General features: G+C 70.0%; 14 protein-coding genes. 4 read left to right on the top strand and 10 right to left on the bottom strand.

What is annotated here, in order from left to right; genetic code table 11:
* The first annotated feature begins 303 nt into the window (after positions 1–303).
* A complete protein-coding gene (eccCa, locus tag PV343_RS35830; protein WP_319151215.1) occupies positions 304–4269 on the top strand; it encodes a type VII secretion protein EccCa in 3966 nt (1321 codons plus the stop codon).
* A gap of 92 nt (positions 4270–4361) precedes the next feature.
* Here eccCa and PV343_RS35825 read toward each other — a convergent pair whose 3' ends face one another.
* The 8 genes from PV343_RS35825 to PV343_RS35790 form a co-directional block, all read right to left on the bottom strand.
* Positions 4362–6470, bottom strand: a complete 2109-nt coding sequence (locus tag PV343_RS35825) for a protein kinase domain-containing protein (RefSeq protein WP_319151214.1) — start codon at positions 6468–6470, stop codon at positions 4362–4364.
* 15 nt (positions 6471–6485) lie between these two features.
* The gene (locus tag PV343_RS35820; protein WP_319151213.1) at positions 6486–8678 is read right to left on the bottom strand and encodes a protein kinase domain-containing protein; all 2193 of its coding nucleotides are present in this window, start codon (positions 8676–8678) and stop codon (positions 6486–6488) included.
* Positions 8679–8690: 12 nt separating this feature from the next.
* Positions 8691–9599 carry a serine/threonine protein kinase gene (locus PV343_RS35815; RefSeq protein WP_388240975.1) on the bottom strand — a complete coding sequence of 303 codons (909 nt, stop codon included), beginning with the start codon at positions 9597–9599 and terminating at the stop codon, positions 8691–8693.
* A 181-nt stretch (positions 9600–9780) separates the two neighbouring features.
* Positions 9781–10080, bottom strand: coding sequence for a WXG100 family type VII secretion target (locus tag PV343_RS35810; protein ID WP_319151211.1), 300 nt, complete (start codon positions 10078–10080; stop codon positions 9781–9783).
* A gap of 76 nt (positions 10081–10156) precedes the next feature.
* Positions 10157–10498 carry a WXG100 family type VII secretion target gene (locus PV343_RS35805; RefSeq protein WP_319151210.1) on the bottom strand — a complete coding sequence of 114 codons (342 nt, stop codon included), beginning with the start codon at positions 10496–10498 and terminating at the stop codon, positions 10157–10159.
* A 131-nt stretch (positions 10499–10629) separates the two neighbouring features.
* On the bottom strand, positions 10630–11886 hold the full coding sequence (locus tag PV343_RS35800; protein ID WP_415923536.1) for a S8 family serine peptidase: 1257 nt from the start codon (positions 11884–11886) through the stop codon (positions 10630–10632).
* 78 nt (positions 11887–11964) lie between these two features.
* Entirely contained in the window at positions 11965–13749 is a 1785-nt protein-coding gene (locus PV343_RS35795; RefSeq protein WP_319151227.1) for a hypothetical protein, read from the bottom strand.
* A gap of 2 nt (positions 13750–13751) precedes the next feature.
* Entirely contained in the window at positions 13752–14198 is a 447-nt protein-coding gene (locus PV343_RS35790) for a hypothetical protein (protein WP_319151208.1), read from the bottom strand.
* A gap of 641 nt (positions 14199–14839) precedes the next feature.
* Between PV343_RS35790 and PV343_RS35785 the strand changes: the two genes are divergently transcribed.
* The 3 genes from PV343_RS35785 (at position 14840) to PV343_RS35775 (ending at position 18254) form a co-directional block, all read left to right on the top strand.
* The gene (locus tag PV343_RS35785; RefSeq protein WP_319151207.1) at positions 14840–15346 is read left to right on the top strand and encodes a hypothetical protein; all 507 of its coding nucleotides are present in this window, start codon (positions 14840–14842) and stop codon (positions 15344–15346) included.
* A 70-nt stretch (positions 15347–15416) separates the two neighbouring features.
* Positions 15417–17687 carry a hypothetical protein gene (locus PV343_RS35780; protein ID WP_319151226.1) on the top strand — a complete coding sequence of 757 codons (2271 nt, stop codon included), beginning with the start codon at positions 15417–15419 and terminating at the stop codon, positions 17685–17687.
* Positions 17688–17711: 24 nt separating this feature from the next.
* Positions 17712–18254 carry a hypothetical protein gene (locus PV343_RS35775; protein WP_319151206.1) on the top strand — a complete coding sequence of 181 codons (543 nt, stop codon included), beginning with the start codon at positions 17712–17714 and terminating at the stop codon, positions 18252–18254.
* 130 nt (positions 18255–18384) lie between these two features.
* On the opposite strand, the gene mycP is transcribed toward PV343_RS35775, so the two are convergent.
* Together mycP and eccB are read right to left on the bottom strand one after the other, a co-directional pair.
* Positions 18385–19677: a type VII secretion-associated serine protease mycosin gene (gene mycP / locus PV343_RS35770; protein ID WP_319151205.1), complete on the bottom strand. Its 1293-nt coding sequence runs from the start codon at positions 19675–19677 to the stop codon at positions 18385–18387.
* A 24-nt stretch (positions 19678–19701) separates the two neighbouring features.
* Positions 19702–21225, bottom strand: coding sequence for a type VII secretion protein EccB (gene eccB / locus PV343_RS35765; RefSeq protein WP_319151204.1), 1524 nt, complete (start codon positions 21223–21225; stop codon positions 19702–19704).
* Between the last annotated feature and the right edge of the window lie 149 nt (positions 21226–21374).

Here is a 21374-nt window from a genome sequence, read left to right as displayed (position 1 = left end):
GCCGCCGTGCACCCTTCCGCCCGTAAAGATCCTGTGTAGGTTGTGCCGCGCCGTACGCACCACCGGTCGACCGAGCGGCCGCAACCGGAGTCCACGGACGGGCGCCTGCTTCGAACCGTCGCCGAACCGTCGCGTATTGCCCGGGTTTTCCCAGAACGATTCGCAACTGCTCACGCGTCTCCCCGGCACCCTACCGCCCGCCGCAGCCGGGGGTTGTCAGTAGGATCGCGCTGCGCGGTCGACGTCCGCCTGACACGGGGCGGCGGACGAAACATCTCGGTCCGGCAAGGGAATTGGTGCGTAGTGAGCCACATCGTCGTCAAGCGCCCGCCACGGGCACTGCCGAAGGAAGTGCCCACGGACGAGGTCGTACTGCAGGCTCCGCCCGAACTGCCCCGAGGCCAGCAGGAAGGCGCCTGGATGCAGCTCCTGCCCATGCTCGGCATGGGCGGGTCCGTGGTGTTCTTCTTCAACCCCCAGGCCCAGCCGTTCATGAAGATCATGGGCATGGTGATGGTGGCGTCGACGATCGCCATGGGCATCTCGATGCTCGTCCGCTACCGCCGGGGCAACCAGGGCCAGATGGCGGACATGCGCCGTGATTACCTCCGCTACCTGTCGCAGACGCGGCGCGCGGCCCTGGACACCGCGAGGGTCCAGCGGGACGCCCAGTACTACCTGCACCCTTCGCCGGAGCAACTGTGGGCGCTGGTCGCCGAGGGCAGCCGGGTGTGGGAACGACGCACCGCCGACGAGGACTTCGGGCAGGTCCGGGTGGGCCTCGGCCCGCAGGCGCTGGCCACCCCCCTGATCCCGCCGCAGACCGCACCCGTCGACGAGCTGGAACCACTGACCGCGGGCGCCATGCAGCGCTTCATGGCCACCCACAGCACGCTCGACGACCTGCCGATGGCCGTGTCCCTGCGGGCCTTCTACCACGTGACGATCAGCGGCGAACCGGGCACCGTGCGCGGCACGGCGCGCGCGGTCACCGCCTCCATCGCCTCGCTGCACTCCCCCGAGGACCTGGTCGTCGCCGTGGTCAGCGGGCGTGAGTCGGCTCCCGAGTGGGAGTGGGCCAAGTGGCTGCCGCACGTGCAGGCGCCGGGCCTCGCCGACGGCGCCGGCAGCATGCGTCTGATCTCCCACGACCCCGTCGAGCTGGAGGACCGGCTCGCCTCGCGCCTCCAGGGCCGCCCGCGCTTCCACCCCGACGGCCCTCCGGTGCCCGAACAGCCGCATCTGGTGGTCGTTCTCGACGGCATCTCCCTGCCGCCCACGTCGCTGCTCGCCAACCCCGAGGGCGTGCAGGGCGTGACGGTCCTGGAGGTCGTGCCGGGCGACCTCACGGTGGGCCGCGGTGACCTCTCCGTCGTCGTGCAGCCCGACGAACTGCGCCTGGAGTCGGCGCACGGCATGGTTTACGAGGGCACGCCGGACGTCCTGTCGTACGAGGCGGCGGAGGCACTCGCCCGCCAACTGGCGCCGCTGCGCGTGGCGTCGGGTGGGGACGACGACGAACCACTGCTCGCCAACCTGGAGTTCACCGACCTGCTGAATCTGGGCGACGCGGCCTCGGTCGACCCGAAGCGGACCTGGCGACCGCGCTCGCAGTCCGAGCGGCTGCGCGTGCCGATCGGCCTCGGTGAGGACGGCCGCCCGGTGATGCTGGACCTGAAGGAGGCCGCCCAGGAGGGCATGGGCCCGCACGGTCTGTGCGTCGGCGCGACGGGTTCCGGCAAGTCGGAGCTGCTGCGCACGCTCGTCCTCGGCCTCGCCGTGACCCACTCCTCCGAGACGCTGAACTTCGTCCTCGCCGACTTCAAGGGCGGCGCCACCTTCGCCGGTATGGCCCAGTTGCCGCACGTGGCGGCCGTGATCACCAACCTGGCCGACGACCTGACCCTGGTCGACCGGATGGGCGACTCGATCCGCGGTGAGCTCAACCGCCGCCAGGAGATGCTCCGCGACGCGGGCAACTACGCGAACATCCACGACTACGAGAAGGCCCGCGCGGCCGGCGCGCCGCTGCAGCCGATCCCGTCCCTGGTCCTGGTCATCGACGAGTTCAGCGAACTGCTCACCGCCAAGCCGGACTTCATCGAGATGTTCGTGCAGATCGGCCGTATCGGCCGGTCGCTGGGTGTGCACCTGCTGCTGGCCTCGCAGCGCCTGGAGGAGGGCCGCCTGCGGGGACTCGAGACCTATCTGTCCTACCGCATCGGTCTGCGGACGTTCTCGGCCGCCGAGTCGCGTGCCGCTCTCGGTGTCCCGGACGCCTACGAGCTGCCGAACGTCCCGGGTTCCGGCTTCCTGAAGTTCGGCACGGACGAGATGGTGCGCTTCAAGGCGGCGTACGTGTCAGGGGTGTACCGCACGAGCTCGCAGCAGGCCGCGGCTCTCGGCGGTCCGCTGCCCGTCGACCGCAGGCCCGTCCTCTTCACCGCGGCCGAGGTGCCGGTGCAGTACGCGCCGATCCCCAAGCAGCGCCAGGAGGTGCCCGGTGAACGGCAGGACGACGCGCTCGCCGACACCGTCCTCGACGTGGTCGTGCGCCGCCTGGAGGCCCAGGGGCCGGCCGCGCACCAGGTGTGGCTGCCCCCGCTGGACAGCCCGCCGTCGCTGGACGCCCTGCTGCCCGGGCTCGCGCCGGTGCCGGGACGCGGCATGACCCAGCCGGGCTACGAGGGCGCGGGCCGGCTCGTCGTCCCCGTCGGCCTCATCGACAAGCCCTACGAGCAGCGGCGTGACCCGCTGTGGCTCGACTTCGGCGGCGCCGCCGGCCACATGCAGATCATCGGTGGCCCGCAGTCCGGCAAGTCGACGCTGGTGCGCTCGGTCATCGCGTCCTTCGCCCTCACCCACACGCCGCGGGAAGTGCAGTTCTACGGACTGGACTTCGGTGGTGGCGGTATGGCCGCGGTGGCCGGCCTGCCGCACGTGGGCGGTGTCGCGTCCCGTCTGGACCCCGAGAAGGTCCGGCGTACGGCGGCGGAGGTGTACGGCGTACTGACCCGCCGTGAGGAGTACTTCCGCTCCGCGGGCATCTCCTCCATCGCTGAGTTCCGCTCCCGCCGCGCGCGCGGCGACATCTCGGTGACCGACCAGCCCTGGGGTGACGTGTTCCTCGTCATCGACGGCTGGGGCAACTTCCGCACGGACTACGAGGCCCTGGAGCCGCTGGTACTGGACATCGCCGCGCGCGGTCTCGGTTACGGCATCCACGTGATCATCACGGCCTCGCGCTCGATGGAGGTCCGGGCGAACCTCAAGGACCACCTGATGAACCGCCTCGAACTGCGGCTGGGTGATCCCATGGACTCCGAGATCGACCGCAAGGTGGCGGCCAACGTCCCCACGGGTGTTCCGGGACGCGGTCAGACCCCGCAGAAGCAGCACTTCATGGCGGCGGTACCCCGTATCGACGGCCTCTCCTCCGACACCGACCTCGCGGAGGCGGCGACCGCCCTCGCGACCGAGGTCACGCGCCACTGGCAGGAGCCGGGCGCGCCGGAGGTACGCCTGCTGCCCCGCGAGTTCCCGGCGGCCCAGCTGCCCGCGGGGAACCGCTTCCCGAACCGGGGCGTCTCCTTCGCCCTCGACGAGGACAACCTCGAGCCGGTTTTCGTGGACTTCGAGCAGGACCCGTTCTTCCTGGTGTTCGGGGAGAGCGAGTCGGGCAAGTCGAACCTGCTGAGGCTGCTCATCCAGCGGCTCACCGAGCGGTACGACGGCAACACGTGCAAGCTGCTGGTCGTCGACAACCGCCGCTCGTTGCTCGGGGTGACCCCGCCGTCCCACCTGGCGGAGTACATCCCCATGTCGAACCAGATGCAGCATCACGTCGACGCCCTGGCCGACCTGATGCAGCGCCGCACGCCGACGGCCGACGTGACACCGCAGCAACTGCGGGACCGCAGCTGGTGGAAGGGTCCCACGGTGTACGTGGTCATCGACGACTACGATCTCGTGTCCACGTCGAGCGGCAACCCGCTGGCCGGTCTGACGGAGCTCCTGCCGTTCGCGCGCGACGTCGGCGTGCGCTTCATCATCGCGCGCTCCACGGCCGGCGCCGGGCGGGCCGGCTACGAGAACTTCATGCAGCGCATCAAGGAGCTGGGTGCTCAGGGCGTGGTCCTCGCCGGTGACCCGGGTGAGGGCGACCTCCTGGGCGGGGTGCGCCCGCGGCCGATGCCGGCGGGGCGGGGCATCTTCGTGTCGCGCAAGCGGGGGAAGCCGATGGTCCAGGTCGGGCTCACGGAGGCCTAGCAGCCCGTCCCTCACGGCTTCGAGACCGTCCCGGATGCCGCGGACCGCGCCGGTCCGCGGCATCCGGCCTGTCCGGAGGGCCGGGCCGGCGCTCAGAACGCCGCGAAGGTGGTGACCGCGCTGTCGTGCATGACGAAGACGCGGTTCCCGGCGGCGGCCAGACGCATGTACTCGGGTGTGCCGAGGGAGTGGCTCCGGACGCTCTCGCCGTCGGACGCCCGCGAAGCCTTGATCTCCCGCAGGCCCCCGCCCGCGGTGTTGTACGAGTGGAAGGACCAGAGCGCGGTGCCCTGGCGCAGCACCGGACTCGCGTAGTCCGCGCTGTCGAACGCGTCCCACGCCACCTTGCCGTCGTCCCTGTTGAGGCGTCTGGTCCCGTCGCCCGCGTTGGCGAAGACGGCGTCGTCGTAGGCCTTGGGCGGGCCCCACTTGTCCCAGTCGGTCTCCCAGTCGCCGAGTCTGGTGCTCCAGACCTTCTCACCGTCGCTGAGCCGGCGGGCGTCGAGGGACCTGCCGTTGATGTACACGGTGTCGTCGTACACGGCCGGACGGACGGTGACCTCCGCCTGGTCGAGCCGGGCCCATGCCTTGCGGCCGTCACTGGTGTGGACGACGAGCACGTTGCCGTCGGAGGTCGACATGACCAGTTTCCCCTGGCCGACGACGGCCGGGTTGAGCAGTTTGCCGCGGAAGTCGGCGGGGACGGTGCTCGTCCAGCGGATCCTGGCATTCGAGCGGTTCACGCTGCGCAGCCTCTGGTCCTTGGTCACGAAGTAGACCGCGTCCGCGTCGGCCGCGAGCAGAGTGGCCGCCTCCGCCGCCGGGCAGGTCCACTTGGCTTCTCCGGTGGAGGGCACGAAGGTCCGCAGGACGCCCTTGCCGTCGGCCCCGATCACCAACCGGTCGGACAGGGACAGGTAGCCGCTCTTCGTCCTGAGCCGGGGTGCGCTCCAGCGCCGTGCGGCGTTCCTGACGTCGAAGGCCGCGATGCCGCCGGTCGCGATGCCGAAGACGACGACGTTCCCGATCGGCAGCAGTTGCCGGGAGTAGGCGTCGGCCACGTCGCCCAGCTCCCAGAGCTCGGTCGGCTCCACGTCGCTGCCGAACGGGTCCTTGACGCCCTTGATGTCCAGCTTCTGCAGGGGGACGGGAACGGCCGGCGGGATGTCGAAGGGGTCGCTCTTCTTCTTCGTCGAGCCGCTCCCGGAACCGAGCCACCACGCCGCCGTGCCGCCCCCGCCCGCCAGGACGGCGCCGCCCGCGGCGAGGCCGGTGAGCAGGCGCCTGCGGGTGACGGGCACCGTCTCGACGGTGGCGGGCGCGGTCAGCCGGCGTGCCTCGGCTTCCCGTTCCTTGATGGCGTCGGCCACCGGTCCGCGACGCCATGCGCGGTCGGCACCCTTGGGCGCCGCCACGGCCCGGACGATCCGGGCCGGCGTCGGGCGCGCCGCGGGATCCTTGGCGAGGCAGGGCAGGATCAGGTCCCTCACCTGGGGAGTCACACCGTCGAGCTGGGGTTCGCCATGCACCACCGCGTACTGCACGGCCGCGACATGCGTCCCCTCGTACGCCCGTCTTCCCGTGGCCGCGTAGGCCAGCACCGCACCGAGCGAGAAGATGTCGGCCGACGGGGCCACGCGCTGTCCGAGAACCTGCTCGGGTGCGCCGTATCCGGGGGTGACGGGCACCTGTCCGGTGGTGGTGAGGGTGAGCCCGTGCTCGGGCCGCGCGATACCGAAGTCGATGACGCGCGGTCCGGTCGAGGTGAGCACGATGTTGGGGGGCTTCAGGTCGCGGTGGACGAACCCGGCCGCGTGGATGTCGGCGAGCGTTTCGGCTAGCGCGGCCGCGAGGGCCCGCAGGGCCGGCTCGTCCAGGGGTCCGTGGGTGTCGACGACCTGGTCGAGGGTGAGTCCGGCGAGGAATTCGGTGGCGATCCAGGGGCGTCCGCCCTCGGTCCAGGCGCCGAGCACGTTCGCCACGCCGCCGCTGCGCACCGCCCGCGCGGCCTGGGCCTCGCGCACGAACCGCTGGGCGAGGTTGGTGTCGTGGGCGAGTTCGGGCCTGAGCACCTTGACGGCTGCGACGGTGCCGGTGCCGTCCTGTCCGACGTAGACCTTGCCCATACCACCTTCGCCGAGGACGCCGAGGACACGGTAGGGACCGAGGCGAAGGGGATCGCCGGTACCGAGTGGTTTCATGCTGCGTCGGTCACTTCACTTCAGGGGATATGCGGTCAGGTCATCCGGGTCCACGGCCAGGACCAGCTTCGCGTCCGGGTCCGCGTAGAACTGCTTGCCGTTCGTCCGGTAGGTGAGGGCGGTGGTCCGGTCCGACAGGCTGATCGCGCGCAGCAGGTTCCCGTTCTTGTAGTACGCGTGTCGGGTGCCGAGGACGGGCTGCCAGGCGGTGGACGCCTCGTCCACCTCCCCGCCCTTCTCGGTCCAGAGCACCTTTCCGTCGGCCGGGTCCACGGCCGTCAGGCCGGCCCCTCCGCCGACGGCGTACAGCACACCCGCCCTGAGCACGGGCGGGCCGTAGGCGTGTGCCGCGGAGGTCTGCCATGCCACCTTCCCGTCGTTCAGCCGGAGCGCCCTGAGCCGGCTGCCGCCCAGGTACAGGTGGGTGCCGTCAGCGGCGATCCCGCCCCGCAGGTCGTCCGGATCGCCGACGTCGTACGGCCGCTCCCAGACGACGGCTCCGGTCGAGGCGTCCCGCACGACGATGTGCACGGTCCATTCCTTCACCTCCTGGAGCGTCACCAGGCGGCCGCCTACGGCCTTCGCCGCCAGGAAGTGCAGCCGCTGGCTGTCGTCGGGTCGCGCGGGCAACGGCTTCGACCACAAGGTCCTGCCGGTGTCCAGGTCGGCGGCGCGGAGGGTGAACGTCTGGTGGGGGGTGAAGTAGCCGGTCCCGGCGGCCTTCCCGTTGCCCACGGCGACGTACGCGGCGCGGTCGCCGACGCTGAGCAGTTGGTGGGACTCGAGCATGTCGTTGGTGGCCGGGAAGCGAGCCAGGGTCTTGAGCGTCTTCCCGTTGCGCGGGTTCGCGGACTGGAGGGCGACGGCCGATCCGACCTGGTCGTCGGTGTAGGGCTCCGCCGTGAGCCGGTAGAACCCGCCGCCCGCCACCGCCACCTGCCAGCTGCTCTGTCCCGTGGTGCCCTGCCACTTCCTGGCTCCGGTCGCCGGGTCGACGCCGTCGGTCAGTCCCCCCAGGGGGACGACGACCACTCCCCCGATGCTCTGGGGGACGACCGAGCCGTAGTTGTCCGTGTAGACGGAGCCGAGCGTGTACGTCCACAGGGGATCGAGGTTCCTCGTCCGGTTGACGCTGCCCCGCGCCGTCGTGCCGCCGCTTCGTGCCGCGGTCCGGCCTCGCCACCACCACGCGCCCCCGCCGGCCGCGGCACCCACCGCGAGTGCTCCCCCGGCCACGAGAAGCCCACGGCGCGACGGGCGTCCGCCTGTGGGCACGGGGCCCACGAGGTCCTCCGGCACGGCCACGGGGGCGGGCGATCGCTGTGGCGTCAACTTCCAGACGTCGGCGGCCCGCCGCCCGATGTCGGCGAGCAACCCGTGCGGCAGGTGCTCGGCGAACTCACCCCGCCCGTGGTGGAGTTGTTCCGCGAGGCGCGCCGTGGTGGGGCGCTTCTCCGGCTCCTTGGCCAGGCACTGGGACAGCAGCGGAAGGAGCGCGGCCGGTACACCGCCGAGGTCGGCCTCGGCGTACCGCACCCGGTACAGCAGGTCCGCCGCCTGCCCGTGCCCGAACGGACCGTGCCCGGTGGCCGCGTAGACCAGGACCCCGGCGAGCGCGAACACGTCACCGGCCGCGTCGTGCTCCTGGCCGGTGGCCTGTTCCGGCGACATGAAGGCCGGCGTGCCCACGGCGGCACCCGTACGGGTCAGCCGGTCGTCGCCGATCGCCCGCGCGATGCCGAAGTCGATGACCTTCGGCCCGTAGGCGGTGAGCAGGATGTTGGAGGGCTTCAGGTCGCGGTGGACGACGTCCGACCGGTGCAGTTGGCCCAGTGCCGAGCAGAGGGCGGCGCCCAGGGCGCGCACGGACTGCTCCGGCAGGGGCCCGCCGGCCTCGACGGCCTCGTCGAGCGGAGGCCCGAGTACGTACTCGGTGGCCAGCCAGGGCGTCTCCGCGAGCGGGTCGGCGTCCATCACCCGGGCCCCGAACTGGTCACCGATGACCCGGGCCGCGTCCACCTCGAGACGGAAGCGGGTGCGGGCGGCCGGGTCGCTCGCGATGCCGGCGTGCATGGTCTTCAGGGCGACGGTGCGTCCGCCGGCGGAGCGCGCCGCGTAGACCGTGCCCATGCCTCCGCCGCCGAGCCGGGCGAGGAGCCGGTAGGGGCCGAGGGCGACGGGGTCGTCGTGGGTGAGTGGAGTCGGCATGGGTTCTTGTCGTCAGTGGGTGCGGTGGTGTGCGGAACCGGGGGACGGCGGCGCGCCGACCGGCGGCCCGGACGACGCGTGGGGCTGCGACCGCTGCGGCAGCCGCACCTCGGCGGCCAGTACCGAGGCCGACTGGTGGACGATGGCGGCGACGAGCCGGGCGGGCAGCCAGCCGGGGCCGAGCAACGCGTCCGCGCGCGTGGGCGCGGTGAATCCAGCGGGCGCTCCGGCCTGGGCGCCTCCCGTCAACTCATCGATGATGTCCACCAGTTGCGGGCGTCGTGTGGGGTCGCGGGACAGGCACCGCTCGACCACCGGGCGAAGGGCGGGCGGCAGTTCGGCGCCTTCCGGCATCGTGTAACCCGTGGCAGCGTAGGCGAGCGTCGCGCCCAGCGCGTACACGTCCCCCAGGGGGCGTGGTTGCCCACCCGTGGCCTGCTCGGGGGGCAGGCTGCCCGGATCGAGACCCGCCACCTGCCGCCGTGCGACGCCGTCCTGGGTGGCGGCCCGCACCGCCCCGAAGCAGGTGAGCCGGGGTCCGTCGGCGGCGATCAGTACGGCGGCCGGGCACAGGCCCGCGTGGGTCAGGTTCTGCCCGTGCATGACGGCGAGATTCTCGGCCATCGCCACGGCGAGGGCGCGCACCGTGCGCTCCGGCAGCGGGCCGCCGTTCACCGCGAGGGCGATCGGCAGCGGAAGCGCGGGCACGTAGGGCCGCGCGTGCCACGCCCGCTCACCCGGCGCGGCGAGCTCCGCCGCCGGGAGGACCCAGGGTCCCAGCAGGTAGCGGGAGGTCTCGGCTTCGACCATGAAGCGCTGCGGGTCGGTGGTCTCCAGGGGGCTGCTGACCAGTACCGTGCGGTCACCGTCGGCGCTGCGGGCGATGAAGCGGTGCTCGGGGACGGGCGTGTGGGCGGGCATGCCGCTGTCGAGCCGCGTCACGACCGTGTAGGCACCGAGCCGCCGGATACCGCCGGCACTCGGTCCGGCGCCTGGCGCGCGCGTGTCCACCCTTACTCCCCCTCACCACCGTCATGGCACGACAGCAGGGTGGGCGCCTCCCGTGCGCGCCCACCCTGGAGTTGCTGCTGCGAGCCTCGGACTACCGGAAGTAGCCGGCCGCCTTCTTGTCACCTTCCATGTACGTACCGCCGGACTGGGCGACGACGTGGCCGATGCCGGTCAGCGACTGGTGGATGTCGTTCGCCTCCTTGTCCCAGCGGTTCAGCTTCTCGTGGAAGGTGTCCTGGGCCTGGCCCTCCCAGTACTGGAGGCTGCTCACCACCAGCCGGCGGAGCTCCTGCAGGTCCTGCTCGAGCTGGCTCGCCTCGTTACCGATCTTGGTCGCGGCGACATCGAGTCCGTCGTAAGTGACGGACAGTCCGTCAGCGTTGTTGGCCATGCCTCTTTACCTCGTCTCGCTGGTGTGGGTCTGGTGATCGCCGGCTGTCCGGCGGATGTCCTGCGTGCCGCTCGACTCAGTAGGAGCTGAGGGGGGAGACCGTGGGGGCGCCGTCCTGCACGTCGATCTTGTTGACGGCCGCGCGCACCTCGTCTTCCTTGCTGTCCTTGATGTTGCGCGTCGCGGTCATCGCCTCGATGACGTCACCGAGGATGTTGCCGATGTTGCGCAGCGACTCGTTGATCTCGTACTGCTTCTTGTCGAACGCGGCACGGCCGATGCCCTGCCACTGGCCCTCGAGGCCGTCGATGACGCCCTGGAGGCCGTGTACGCGCTTCTGGATGCCCTCGTACTTCTCGACCATCTGCTTCTGCAGGTGGACTACTGCTGCATCTTCGAGCTTCTGCTTGTCGGCCATGTCAGCCCGCCCTTTCTGTCTGTGTCTCTTCGGTCCAACTGTCTTGGCTCACCGCGGCGCGGTGTCGTGCGGCGGGAAGCCCTCCGGTACGCCCTGGCCGGAGACCACGGGGCTGCCGAGGGGAGACGACGTCACCTGGCACGTCGCGCCCGCATGACGGCCACGCCCGCACCGCCGATCACGAGGACGGCGGCGGCTGCCCCGAGCGCGATCCAGAGGGTGTTGCCGTCGCTCGACGACTCCGCGCTCGATCCTGCCGCCGAAGTCGCCCCGGACGAACCCTTGCCCCGGGCCTGTGACGGGTTTGATGCGGACGGGGAGGACGAGGGTGCGGACGAGGAGGAGGTCGCGGCAGCGCCTCCGGACTTCGCCAGCAGATCGCCGTCGTTGTACTTCGCCAGCGGGTCGACGTGGGCCGGGCCCGCGTCGTACTTGGGGTTCTCGAGCACCAGACGGGGGCGGATGAAGCCGTAACCGGCGTACCTGCTCGGGTCGTTCTTCGCCCAGGTACGTCCGGCGGTGTCGAGCAGGGAGCGTGTGACCTGGTTGACCGTCCAGTCGGGGTGGGCGGACCAGATCAGGGCGGCGGCACCGGATGCGATGGCGGCCGCCGAGCTCGTGCCGTTCACGTCGTCGCAGTACGAGCGGAAGGTGGCGTCACACCATCCGGGGAATCCCTGGCCGGGGGCCGAGAGGTCCACGTAGTTGCCGGAGGAGGAGAACTTGGACACGGAGAGGGATTTGTCGGCCGAGGCGATGCCGACGACATAGGGGAACGCGGCAGGGTAGCCGATGTTGTCGCCCTCACCTGTCTGCCGACCCGCATTCCCGACTGCAGCAACGAGCAGTTTGCCCTTCGACGCCGCGTACTCGATCGCGGCTCTCTCCTTGGGTGTTGGCGCCTGCTCACCGAACGACATGCTGATGATCTGCGCGTCGGTGTCGGCCGCCGCCCTGATCGCGTCTTCCGGTTCGGGGGTCTTCTGCTTTTCGTCAGCCCCACCCCTCAGCCCCTTGAGCTCGATCCGGTAGGGCACGATCTTCGCCCCCGGGGCCAGGCCCTTCAGTCCGCCACCTGCACCCGTTCCCGCGATCAGCTCGGCCATGGTCGTCCCGTGACCGAGATAGTCCTTCGTCGAGTGGTAGGAGACGGCCTTGGGGGTCTCACCCGTCAGGACCTGCCCCTTGAGCGAAGGAGTATCCGCCTTCACCCCGGTGTCGATGAGGGCGACCTTCACGCCCTTGCCCGTGCTGACCTTCCACATCTGATCGGCCTGCATGGGGCCCAAGTACCACTGCCTTGACTGAACGTCATCTGCGGTGGCAGCAGGAGCGAAGCCCACGGCCGCGGCCGCCAGAGCGCCGACGACCGCGCCTACGGCGCGCACTCGTCTAGCGTTGCGCGTAACGTGCTCGGCTCGTCGGCTGATCTCTGACTTCATCTTCTTCCGTGTCCTCGCTCGCGCTCAGTTGACCACCGGCGGCACATCACGCCGGGGCTTGTCGGGCAGGTGTGTCTCTTCGTCCTCGACGAGGTAGTCGGGGCGCTCGGATCCCTGCGCCTCCTCCTCGTCCCCGGGCTTGCCGCTGCCGCCGGGACCGCGCACGAGACCGGAACCGCCACGGGTCAGACCGTTGCGCTCCGCCCTGGCCATGGAGTTTCGCGCTGCCGGTCTGCCCGTCACGGCCTCCGGCGTCCCCCCTGCGGCACGGGAGCCGGCCGCGTTCGCACCGGGCCGTGCGGTGGACTCGGAGGCACCGAAAACACCACGCTGACCGGGCCGACCGACCGTGCCGCGAGCGCCTGCCGCTTCCTCACCGCCGATGACCGTGCCGCGCGGGATCCTGGCTCCGCCCTTCGAAGACGCACCGCCTGTGGCCGTCGGCCGTCCCCCGACCACCCCGTTGGAGCGGCCGGCGCCGGTGGACGGCCCACCGGTGGCTCGCGACGCCGCTGCGCCACCAGGTCGCGGTGTACCGCCAGTGACCCCTCGTCCCATGGGCAGCGACTTCGATCCCGAAGCAGTGCCTTTGAGACCCTGCTGACCGGTGGATGCGGCGCGCCCCATCTGGCTCATGGGCCCTTGGCCTGTGCCGCGTCCCGAGCCCGGATTGGTCAGCCCTGACGTCCCCGCGCGCCCCTGTGCCGACGGAGGGGTACGGAAACCGCCTGCTCCACTCAGGCCCCGGCCGGACGCGCGACTGGGAATCGGAGTCCCTACGGGGCCTTCGAAGATGTTGGGCTGCCCGCCGCCGGCGGGCGTGGTGCCCGTGACCGGCGGAGTATGGCCCGGTGCAGGCGAGGTCGTCGTGGGCGGCGGCAGGGTGCCGGTGCTGTCGATGTTCGTACCGACAGGCTGGTCGGTGTGCGGCAGCGGCTCGGGGATGTGCTTCGTGTGTGACGGCACATCACTCGGGACATGGCCGGTGGCGACGTCCGCCACAGTGGCGTGATGTGCGCCGACCGAGGTGGAACCGGTGCTTCCATGAGGGCCTGCGGCGGCCACAGGACGCCCGGCTTCGTAAGCGCCTCCGGGTTGCGGCCGAGGCACCCCCACGTCCGGCATGGACGCGAATTCCGGGGTCTTGCCCTTCGCGGGCAGCGCAGACAGGACCTCCTCGGACACCGCGTAGTAGGACGACAACCGGTTCATCTGGTTGATCGCCTCTTGGCGTTCCTTCTCCACCTTCACGGCAGCGGCGTAGTCTTCCTTGTTCGCCGCCTTCTCGGCCGTGGTGAACTTCTCCGGCCGCTTCCGGCTCGGGTGGCTGTCACGAGCCGGCATGGCGCCACGCACGGACGCCAGACCCACGGCGGCCGCGGTGATCTGGTCACCGGCCGCACCGGCGAACTCGCTCAAGTGGTGCGTGTTGGTGACCAGGTTGCGGCCCCACGTGCGGAACGCCTGGCCCGCCTGTCCGACCCATTCCACCTTGTCGATGTGGCCGTTGAGGTCGTCCGCCGCCTTCTTGATGGCGTCACGGGCGTCCCACAGCGCCTTGCCCGACGATTCGAGGTCCTCGGGGTCGGTCTGCTCGACCAGGTCGATCATCTCGTTGAGATCGAGGTCCCGCTTCTCGAAGTCCGTCCGGGCCGCGACAGCCCGCCCGTAGGGGGTGACGTTGACCGCGGAACGGACGATGCCGTCGACGAACCAGCCCTGCGGTCCTTCCTCGACGCCTCGGACGAAATCGGTGACGTTGTTCTGGGAGTCGACCCGCTTGAGGTCGTCCTCATGCTTGTCGGTCATCGTCACGCCTTCATCTCGGTACCGGTGCCGGTGCGCTGCTTGTCGCCCTTGGCGCCCTGGATCCTGTCGATCTCGTGCTGGATCGCCCAGAAGCGCTGGCGCTGCTGCTCCTCGAGATTGTCGAAGCCCCGTTGCGCGCCCTTCACCGCGATGGCGATCGCCTCGATCTGGAGATGCAGGGTCTTCGAGAGCGACGTGAGCTCCGTGTGGACCCGGTTGTACTGCTTGTACAGCCCGTGCGCCTCAGGAAAGACGCTCTCCGCCCCCGCGGTCAGCGACGTGGGCTTGATCGTCTGGGCACCGACCTTCGTCGGGTTGCCGGCTGACGACTCGAGCGCGCTCAGGACGACGTCCACCTTGCCGACGAAGTCCTCCAGCGCCTCTCCGCTGGCTTCCAGGTCCGCCGCCCTGGCCGCCGACACGCCCCCCACCATGTCATCCGGAAGCACGACGCTCCTCCCCGTTTCCCCGTACATCCGTCGGCCCGAGCGTGTCCAGGGCCGACCACCCGCTCGCCGTACGATCGCAAAGCGAGCCGCGCCTCACAACGCGTTTACCACTCTAGTCAGCCTGCCCAACCGGTCCAACCAGGCTTGTGTGTTAACTCGGTTACGAGGTCGACGCAGGTGACACGGTATGCCCGACTTGCCGGTTCGCAGCGAACAGCGTGATATGACGGTCAGCCAGATCCCTGTGCGCCGGGCATCCTTCACGAACGCGGTGGCGGCTGGGGTGACTCCCCGCCGCCCCGGATCTCCATCAGATCTCCACGCGGGGACCGCGGCTTCCCCCGAGCAACATCGTGCAAATATCAACCACTCAGACGCCCTGCGCGCACGCCACTTTCGAGCCGGGTCGACCGACGGTCACACGGTTGACGGCGACCGCCTCGACGCCGGCACTCCGCCGGCAAGCGCCTTCCGCGAACCTTCACAGGCGACAATCCACTCACACCGGACATGACCTAAATTTTCCCCGGCCGGGGTTGCTAACTTGATTCACCGCCACACCATCGAGGCGGCAGCGCATGTCCGGCGCGGGGAACGAACGCACGGGCTGATGGCCGCGCGCGCGGGGGAAGAGGTCACCCATGGCATGGGACGAGTGGGAAGCGCTCAAGGCAGAGCACGAACCGGCGGGCATGCAGCTGAACAGCGTGCCCGATGGCGGTGGATACGGGCCTTACGTGGTGCCGAACCAGACCGGTGACCTCAAGGTCGGCCACGACGATCTGGTCAAGATCGGCAAAAGTGCCCACGAGCTCTACAACCAGCTGTGGGACAGGGCCCGTGTCAGCGTCGCCAGCAGCGACTCGGCGGCGAGCAGCCTCTCGAAGCAGGGCTTCGCTCTGGGAGGCGGACTGCAGCATGTCTCCGATCGCTGGGATGCGCAGCTCAAGTCGCTGATGGACGCCTGCGCTCAGATCTCGAACCACATGCAGACGACGAAGAAGGTCCACGCGGGCGACGAGCACTACATCCAGCGGCAGATGAGCAGCATCGACGCCCTGGACGCCGGCTTCGACGAGCGGGTCGGCGCACCCGGTGCCAAGAACGACTACGGCAAGCAGGACAAGGGAGAGAAGCCCGGCGGGTGACGGCCCGGCCACGCGTAGCCGGCCACTTCCGCCGCCCGTCCCCTTCCGCCCCGTCCAAGGAACCGTGACTGTGGATCTCGACACCCTGCGCTTCGCCAACTTCTCCGCGGTCGACGAGGCCGTCACCGACTGGTCGACGCTGGTCACCAACCTCGAAGACCTGCGGAAGCAGGCCGAACAAGGACTGCGTCAAGCCGCCAACAGGGCCGACTGGGTCGGCGTCAACGCGGCGGTCAGCAAGGAGTTCATCGGCAAGACCGCCGGTGAGTTCGCCGATGCCCACACGCAGGCGAAGACCATCCACAGCATCCTCAGTGACACCGTCGGCGAGCTGAAGCAGTACCACAAGGACCTAGACGCGGCGATCGACCGAGGTCTGAAGAAGAACCTGACCGTGATGGACACGGGCAACGGCACGTTCACGGTCACCATGAACATCCATCCCGACCGGGCGGCCAAGGGCACGACCGTCCCCGAGCACGCCGAGAGCGACGTCACCGGGTTGCGGAACGAGGTTCAGGACATCCTGCGCAAGGCCACCGAGAGCGACGCGTCGGCCCGGCAGGTGCTGAACGCCCTCGTCGACCAGGCCGCCGTGGGTTTCTCCGACGCCGCCTACAAGGACCGCGACACCGCGCAGGCGGCCGTGGACGCGGCCGACGAGCTGGCCGGACTGGCGAAGAAGGATCCGGGCGACCTCACGGTCAAGGAGTTCGACCGTCTCAACGACGGTCTGAAGAAATACCACGACGATCCGCTGTTCGCGGAGCGCTTCGCCACCGGCCTCGGGCCGAAGAAGACGCTGGAGTTCTGGGCCGGCGCGGCTGATTCGATGGTGGCACCCGATCTCACCCGGGAACGCCGCGATCAGCTCGACGACCTGCAGAGGAACCTGGGCCTCACGCTGGCCACCGCGAGCCGGAGCGACACGGCCGCGATGACGGAGTGGAAGCGCGGTGTCATCGATCTGGGTGACCAGCAGGTCGGCCGCCGTGGGGGTGTCATCGGCTTCCAGGTCATGAGCAATCTCATGCGTGCGGGCGACTACGACGACTCCTTCATGACCGATTACGGCAAGCGCCTGATGGAGACGGAACGCAAGTTCACCGGCGACGGCAAGCACACCGCCTGGCAGCCGCTCGGGTTCAGTCCGTACCTCAACCGCATGTCCGGTGACACCGGCATCGATCCCCTGAGCGGTTATCTGAAGGGGCTGTCCAACAACCCGGACGCGGCCACGGCGTTCTTCAACGACGACTTCCTACCGAAGGACGACGACCACAAGCAGGCGGTCTCCAACTTCAAGTACCTCTTCGAAGACCGGCACTGGCCGCACGCGATCGCGAACGACTTCAGCGGTCACGAGAGCCACGACGGCCTGAACAACCTGGCATCCGCCCTGGAGGCCGCGACGACCGGGCACCCCGCGGGCGAGATCCCCACCCTCGACACTCCGACGCACACCGAGGGCCAGGCCAAGCTCTTCAACGCCATCGTGTCCTCCGTGGGCGATGATCCGGACCGGCTCACCGACCACGACTACATGTCCGACAGCATGGGGCAGATGGCGTCCGAGTACCTTCCGGACATCAACCGGGCGACCACCGACGTGAGCAGGGACTCGAAGGACTGGGCGGAGATCGAGAAGCTCTACCCGGTCGAGGGCGCCGACTCGAAGGTGCACCACCGGGACGTCAGCAAGTTCCTGTTCGCCGTCGGCCAGAACCCTTCGGGCTACGCCGCCGTCGAGGTCGGCCAGGAGGCCTACATGTCGAAGCTCATGGCCTATCACCTCGACCCCGACCTCCCGGCGGATCAGCGCTTCTCCCAGGACCAGGAGACGACGGTCAAGTACATCTCCGAGCGGTCCGGTGAGGTGTCGGGCACCCTCGGTCTCGGACGCCAGGAGGAGATCGCCAAGCCGGCCGGCGAGAAGGACGACGCCTACGACTACAGCGTCTCGCAGCGCAAGAACTGGATCTCGGGCGGGGTCGGCACGGTCGTCGGCGTCGGCACGTCGTTCGTGGCGACCCCGTGGGTGGGAGCGGCCGCGGGCGGCGCGGCGGGCACGGTCACCAGCGTGGTGCTGGAACGCGTTTTCAAGGACGCCGAAGGACACGCCCTCGAGGACGCCAGCGACGAGATGGGCAGTCGCTGGCAGGCCGGCCTGACCAAGAACAACGAGTACGTGGCGCTGGGTGCGCAGACCGCGGCCGAGAAATACCACCTGCCGAACGCGGACGACATCGGGACGTGGTCGCGAGAGGGGTCCCGCCAGGGCTACATCAACGCCCGGGCAATTCTGGACGGCCAGGCGCCCGGCAGCACGACCACTTCCTGACGTCCACCGGGTAGCGAGAACTCCATGATTTCGACCTTCGTCCCCCGTCACCGCCGTCGCTGGGCAACAGCCCTGGCGACGGCCGCCTTCCTCGTCGCCCTCCCGGGTTGCTCCGAGAGCGGGCAGAAGCGCGAGTACGCCACACCACGGTCCCTGTGCGGCACCGCCGTGGACGCCGCGGAACTGACCGAGTTCCTGCCCGCCGGGAAGGAGGTCTCGACGACGTCGACGACCGAGGGGTCCCGGGCGAGCCGGTGCACTGTCGCGGTCGACGGAAAGCGCGTCGTCTACGCGGCTCAGCAGTGGTGGAACGACATGTCGGTGCTCGAGTTCGCGCGCGGGCTGACCCTGGAGAAGGTGGATCAGCAGACGGACGACGGACGTTTCGCGTATTCGGCGAACCAGGCGTTCGGCAAGACCGAGGGCTGTCGCAGTGGCCGGCACGAGGGCCAGGTCCTCTACACGGCCCTTCAGGCGACCCGCTCGGAACACGAGGACGCGGCGGCCATGAAGAAGCTGATCACGTCCTACACGAAGGCGGTCGAACGGTCCGGCGCCTGCCGGTGAGACTGACGGCTGCCGGGTCCCGGCATGCCGCTCACGGCGTCACGGGCGCGGTGCAGCCGTGGCTCCTCGACGCCCTTGCCCGGTAACCGCCCCACCACATTCCCGATGAAGGTCACCACTCCCCCTCGGGTCAGCGCGTCCGTGATCCGAGCTCGGGCCGCCGCCCGCGTCTGCGCCGCGCGTCCCGTACCGCCACGGCCGTGCCGCCGAGGCCCGCCACCAGGACGAGTCCACCCACGACGACGTACGTCGCCAGGCGGGTGTCGCGCTCCTCCGCCGTCTCTCCGAAGTGCAGCGGTGTGACGGACGGGGCCTCGCCCCTGGCCACCCCGTCCACCGGCTTCGGCGACTCGACCGGGTGCTCCGGATCCGCGTCCGTCAGCGCCTTCACCGGGTCCACCACACCCCAGCCGACCAGCCGGTCGCGGCCGGGGATCGAGCGTTCCGCGGTCTGCTCGATCTGGGCCACGACCTCCTGCGCCGTCCACTTGGGGTACTTGGCCTTCAACAGGGCGGCCACACCGGCCACGTAGGGCGCCGAGAAGCTCGTGCCGTTGTCGGAGCAGTGGCCGTTGCCCGGAACCGTGGAGATCATGTCGACGCCGGGAGCAGCCACGCCCACGAAGTCTCCCGACTGTGAGAAGGGCGCCCGTTCGTTGTTGCGGTCTGACGCCGCCACTGCCAGCACACCTTCGTAGGACGCCGGGTACGTCACCTTGACGTTGCCGCCGAGGCCGTCGTTGCCGGCCGACGCGACGACCACGACACGCCGTTCCAGGGCGTAGTCGATGGCGTCCTTCAGGGTCGAGTTCCTGGGATCGAGCGCCTTGGCCGTGTCCTGGGAGATGTTGATGACGCCCGCGCCCGCCTGTACCGCGTAGCGGATCGCCGAGGCCAGGGAGTCGGCGGTGCCGTCGCCTTCGGCGTCGTTCTGCTTGATCGGGATGATCGTCGCGCCGGGGGCGAGGCCGGCGAAGCCCGTCCCCCTGGCCGGACGGGCCGCGATGATGCCCGCCACGCGTGTCCCGTGACCGACCGTGTCCGTGGTGCCGGACTTGTTCCCCCGGTCTATCTTCTCGCCCTTGCCGTTCTTCTCGGGCAACAGATTCCTGCCCTTCGAGACTGCCACGGCTTGGGTGAGCTGGGGGTTCTTGACGTCCACCCCTGTGTCGATCACGGCTACCTGGACGCCCTTGCCGGTGGACTCCGCCCACAGTTCGTCCAGGTTGACGCGCTGCAGCGCCCACGGCCGGCCCGCGTACGGCTTCGACGGAAACGTGCACTGCCCGTCGTCGGCCCGGGCCGGGGAGGCGGGGAGGGCGATCACCGTGGTCGTCGCGGTGAGGACCACCGCGGCCGCCACGACCGCTGCCCGGCCCGCGGCTCCCGCCCGCCGGGCCCCCGACGCCTTCGCCTTCTGCATGAGTTCGGTCCCCTCCACCCGCTGCTAGGAGCCCTGCGGCTGCCGCGCCGCCGCCTCCGACAGGCGCGGACCCGTCGGCAGGAACGTCGACCACTCCTTGGGGACGGGAGTGGGCCTCACCTTCGCGTAGCCGAGGTGCGTCTGCGCGATCCTCGCCTCGCCGAGTTCCTGCTTGCGCTTCTCGGCGGAGGTACCGATCCCCTTGTCGTCCGTGGCGCTGTCGCTGTTGGACTGGAGGGCGTACCGCAGACCCGTGTCGGTGACCAGGAAGACACCGCCGACCGATGTCTCGGTGCCCTGGAACTGGCGGTACAGCAGACCGGAGCCGGCGGTGACGTACGCGCTGGACGAGCCGGTGGGCAGCTGGGCCGGGAAGTCCGTGCCCACCCAGGTCGACAGGGTGGTCCTGCCCTTGGCGCCGACCGAACGCAGCACGTTGCAGACCGTGTTCCGGCCGCTGGTGGTGCTGGACCCGTCGTTCACCATCTTCGGCTTGTACGTCGGCCAGGTCTTGTTTTCGTCGAACTCGGTGCTGTCGCCGACCGCTCCGGGGCTGACCTTCTGCGCCTCACCGGCCTGGCCCACGTCGACGAGCTGACCGCTGTTGAGCAGGAGCGTGGCGGTGAACTCGGAGATGCGGGCCACCTTCCCCCGCAGCGCGACGTAGTACCGCATCGTCTGCCCGTCCCACGCCTTGACGACCTCACCGACCTTGTCGTACTGCCCCAGCAGGCTGCCGCTGTGGGCGTCGGCGCCCGGCGTCCCCTCGATCCGCGGGATCGCGACCGGCGTCCCCTGGTGGAGGGTGTCGAGCCAGTCCTGGGAGACGCGCTGCGGCGCGCGGCCCTGGGTGTCGAGGGCCTTGAGCAGATTCTTGTCACTCGGATCGGCGATCTTGTACGCCGTGCCCCCGGCGTCGACGACGTACTGCGTCTTGCCGTCCGGAGCGACGACGTACATCAGATCGCCGCCGGTGAGCTTGTCACGCCCGTCCGTCCTGGCCCATTCCTTCTTCGAGAGGACGAAGGCCGCCTTCTGGATGGCCCGGCCGCCGTCGCCGGGGCGTTCGCAGACCGCCCAGCGCTTGGCGGCCTCGGCCTCGTCCGGCGAGGGCAGCCGATCGGGGGCGTACGGGATGCCGATGGTGGCGCCGTGCGGGGGCTTGCCGCTGTCGAGGACCTTCTCGTCGACGGTGATGACGCTGGCCTTGCTGGGGTCCAGGAGCAGCTTCGCCGAGGCCATGTTGAGAACCGGATGCAGTTGCTTCTGCTTGCCCGTCTTCAACACGACATAGCGAGTGGTGGACTTGCTGGCCACGATGACGTGTTCCTCGGGCTCGTCCCAGCCCTTGGGCGCCGTCGGGCTGAACATGCCGATCGCGCCGAACACCGCGAGGATCACGACGCCGACGACGAGGCCGGGCACCAGCGCGCCGAGGGGCTTGGGAGCCCCCTCCTCCGAACCGTAGGGGGACGGCTGCAGGAATGATGCGAGCGTGCGGCGCTTCGCGAAGGTGTAGGCGTTGAGTTCGTCCCGCCGTGATGCCATCTCTGTCCGCTCTCTCCCCGTTGCGGAGCCGTGAGGGACCTGTGAAGATCCGTCCCCCGCCCTCGATTGCCTCTGGTGCCTCGACTGTCAGACCCGGCCCCTACTATGCCTGTTACGCGGGTGTGCGTGTGGCACGGGTAGGCTGCTCA

This window comes from Streptomyces sp. WI03-4A (assembly GCF_033792105.1).
In the GTDB taxonomy this organism is placed as follows: domain Bacteria; phylum Actinomycetota; class Actinomycetes; order Streptomycetales; family Streptomycetaceae; genus Streptomyces; species Streptomyces collinus_A.
Note: the sequence above shows the minus strand (reverse complement) of the source record. Positions and strands in the feature narration are given on the sequence as shown.

Coding starts and splice junctions, on each gene's coding strand:
- PV343_RS35825 (WP_319151214.1), bottom strand. CDS start 6,470: ATGAAACCACTCGGTACCGGCGATCCCCTTCGCCTCGGTCCCTACCGT.
- PV343_RS35820 (WP_319151213.1), bottom strand. CDS start 8,678: ATGCCGACTCCACTCACCCACGACGACCCCGTCGCCCTCGGCCCCTAC.
- PV343_RS35815 (WP_388240975.1), bottom strand. CDS start 9,599: ATGCCCGCCCACACGCCCGTCCCCGAGCACCGCTTCATCGCCCGCAGC.
- PV343_RS35810 (WP_319151211.1), bottom strand. CDS start 10,080: ATGGCCAACAACGCTGACGGACTGTCCGTCACTTACGACGGACTCGAT.
- PV343_RS35805 (WP_319151210.1), bottom strand. CDS start 10,498: ATGGCCGACAAGCAGAAGCTCGAAGATGCAGCAGTAGTCCACCTGCAG.
- PV343_RS35795 (WP_319151227.1), bottom strand. CDS start 13,749: ATGACCGACAAGCATGAGGACGACCTCAAGCGGGTCGACTCCCAGAAC.
- PV343_RS35785 (WP_319151207.1), top strand. CDS start 14,840: ATGGCATGGGACGAGTGGGAAGCGCTCAAGGCAGAGCACGAACCGGCG.
- PV343_RS35775 (WP_319151206.1), top strand. CDS start 17,712: ATGATTTCGACCTTCGTCCCCCGTCACCGCCGTCGCTGGGCAACAGCC.
- mycP (WP_319151205.1), bottom strand. CDS start 19,677: ATGCAGAAGGCGAAGGCGTCGGGGGCCCGGCGGGCGGGAGCCGCGGGC.
- eccB (WP_319151204.1), bottom strand. CDS start 21,225: ATGGCATCACGGCGGGACGAACTCAACGCCTACACCTTCGCGAAGCGC.